At 58.4% G+C, this 2,737-nt stretch carries 3 protein-coding genes and 1 pseudogene; all 4 read right to left on the bottom strand.

Annotated elements, in window-relative coordinates:
- Positions 1 to 550 (bottom strand): amino acid ABC transporter permease (locus tag AC1DVH_RS29190; protein ID WP_477756706.1); only part of this gene is annotated, 550 nt, incomplete at its 3' end.
- A 64-nt stretch (positions 551 to 614) separates the two neighbouring features.
- Positions 615 to 1,409 carry an ABC transporter substrate-binding protein gene (locus AC1DVH_RS29195; RefSeq protein ID WP_477756707.1) on the bottom strand — a complete coding sequence of 265 codons (795 nt, stop codon included), beginning with the start codon at positions 1,407 to 1,409 and terminating at the stop codon, positions 615 to 617.
- Between the two features lie 46 nt (positions 1,410 to 1,455).
- Positions 1,456 to 2,526 (bottom strand): isopenicillin N synthase family dioxygenase, encoded by a 1,071-nt coding sequence (locus tag AC1DVH_RS29200; RefSeq protein ID WP_477756708.1) that lies wholly within the window; start codon positions 2,524 to 2,526, stop codon positions 1,456 to 1,458.
- Between the two features lie 14 nt (positions 2,527 to 2,540).
- Positions 2,541 to 2,737 (bottom strand): annotated as a pseudogene (locus AC1DVH_RS29205) (sugar phosphate isomerase/epimerase); the annotation flags it as partial.

Below are 2,737 nucleotides of genomic sequence, written 5' to 3' on the forward strand. Positions count from 1 at the left end.
GGCGTTGGCCGACCGTGAGGATTTCGGTCAGGGAGATGACCGAGACCAGCGATGTCAGCTTGACCACCGTGATGTATTCATTGATCAAGGTCGGCAGCGAAATACGGAAAGCCTGGGGGATCACGATCAGGCGTTGCATGCCCAACAGGCCGACACCCAGCGCGCGCCCGGCTTCCTTCTGGCCCTTGGCCACGGAGATCAGGCCGCCACGATGGATTTCCGCCATGTACGCAGCTTCCGTAACTACCAGCGCCAGCAACCCTGCGTAGAAGGGGTTGGACAGAATCGGTCCGCTACCGGGAAACAATTGCGGCAGGTTGTAGACGAAGACCACCAGCACCAGCAACGGGATGCTGCGGAAGAACCAGATGTAGACCGCTGCGGGAATGCGCAGCAAGGGCGATTGGGACAGCTTGGCCGTGGCCAGGACAAAACCCAGCAGCATGCCGATGAACCAGGCCAGGGCACTGAGCTGGACTACTGTGACGCAGGCCTTCCAGAAGTCCGGCAGGGAGAACAGGGATAAGAAATACGACCAATCGAATTGCATGGGGCACCTCGATCTGCCGCCCCGGTGCAGGGGAGGCAGATGACCAGACTACAAGGACAGGTTCTTAGTTGGCAGTCGGTTCTTCCAAGCCATATTTCTTGAGGATTGCCGCGTATTCTCCGCTCTTTTTGCTCTCCTCGAAGGCCATTTGCACGGCCTGGTAGGTTTCGTCGTTACCTTTCTTGACGAAGATGCCCAGGGTTTGCTGATAAATCGGATGCTCGGTGGTGATCACCACCCGGCCGTTGGTCTTTTCCGCGATCATTTTTGCCGCGCCGGCGATTTCGACCTGAGCCTGAATGTTCCTGGACAACAGGGCCTGGGTCACTTCGGGGGCCGAGGGGTACTCGCTGACGGTGATCGCGCCTTTGTTGTTCGGCACACAGTATTCATCGGACAGCTTCCTGAATTCCTTGACCCAGGTCGTGCCCTGTTCCAGGCCCAGTTTCAAGCCGCACAGGTCCTCAGGCTTCTTCGCATTGATCTCGCTGCCCTTGGGCACCATGACCGCGGCGCCGGTGTTGGCATAGGCGATGGTCTGGGCCTGGGTCTGGCGCTCCGGCGTGATGTACATGCCGGAGATGACTGCATCGTACTTGCCGGAGTTCAAGCCGAGGATCAGGCTCGGGAACTTGGTGTCGACGAACTCCACCTTGGCGTTCATGTGCTTGGCCAGTGACGTTGCCAGTTCGGGGTCCGAACCCACCACATTCTTGTCCTTGTCATAGGACTCGAAAGGAGGGTAGGTGATCTCCATACCGACCTTTAACGTGTCTGCCGCGGCCATGCTCACCGAGGCACCGAACATACCGGCTGCCAATACAGCCAGGCTCAAAAGGTTTTTCTTGTTGTTTTTCATGATGTGCTGACTCCGGCGTAGGTAGGGGTTTAGCTGAAAACTTCAATCAGGACGGTTGCGCCTGATTTTTCAAATGTCCGAAACTGGCGGGCTTGCRTGCCTTGCCTGGCAGTTGAACTTCCCCGTTGGCCACCCTCTGGCGCAGATACTGATAGGTCTGCAGCGCCTGGCCATACATGTGTTCGCCGATGGTGATCTCTTCGTAGTCGTTGCCTGCCTGGGCGAACCCGGGCAGCGGCTTGATCTGGGTGTGATAGTCGCAGGCATAAAACAGCGGAAAGGAATAGCGCTCCTCCTTCACGCTGCGCACCCGGTGCGCAGTGGCAACGAAAGCGCCTGCCGTCATCACTTCCAGCATGTCGCCGATGTTGACGACAAAGGCATCGTCCATCGGTGGTGCATCGATCCATTGGCCAAGATCGTTCATCACCTCAAGGCCCGGTTTGTCGGCCAAAAGGATGGTGAAGCACTCGTAATCAGTATGAGCGCCAAGACCCGGTGCGTCATGGGCAGCACCGTCAAAGGGGTAGTGGATCAGGCGCAGCTTGGACGGCGGACGAGTGACCAGGCTGTCGAAATAGTTTTCTTCCAGGCCCAGGGTCAGGGCGAAGCCACCGAACAGGCGCCGGCCCAAGGCGAAGATCGCTTCATAGTAGGCCTGCACCGACGCCTTGAAACCTGACAGCTGCGGCCAGTCGTTGGGCCCCAGCAATGGGGTGTTGGCCAGCACCAACGGGTCATCGGCCGGGACCTCGAAGCCGACGTCGAAGGCTTCCTTGTGGTCCGGCTTGCCTTTGGAATAGACCTCTTCGCCTTCGGGTACAAAGCCCTTGTGGGTTTGTGAGGTGCCGATGTAGTGGCGCATCTTGGCGTCCAGGGGCTGGTCGAAAAAGTCCTTGGCGGCCTTGCGCAGGTTGGCGATCAGTTGCGGGTCGATACCGTGATGGGTGATGTAGAGGAACCCGACCTCGCTGGCGGCGCGCCCCAATTGTTCGGCCACGGCCAGGCGGTGTTCAGGTTCAAAGCTGAACAGACCAGCGATGTTGACCACCGGGATGCTATTGAAGTTGGCTTTGTGGGTGTCATTGCTGGCGCTGTTGTTTTTGTTGTCAGGCATGATGCATCGGCTCCCTAAGGATGGCTTGAATGGCTGAAACGCTCGAAGTGTTCGCGCTCGGTCTGGCCCATCCATACGTTCAATGACCAAAGGTCGGCGACCGGGACATTGGTGAAGGGCAAATGATGCAGGTAGCCGTYGGCGCCGAATTCCGGGGTCAGGGTGCTGACCCGGTAACCGCGGGCTTGTTGAGAGCGCCAGATGCTTTCCC

Source organism: Pseudomonas sp. P4_C3, from assembly GCF_056402075.1.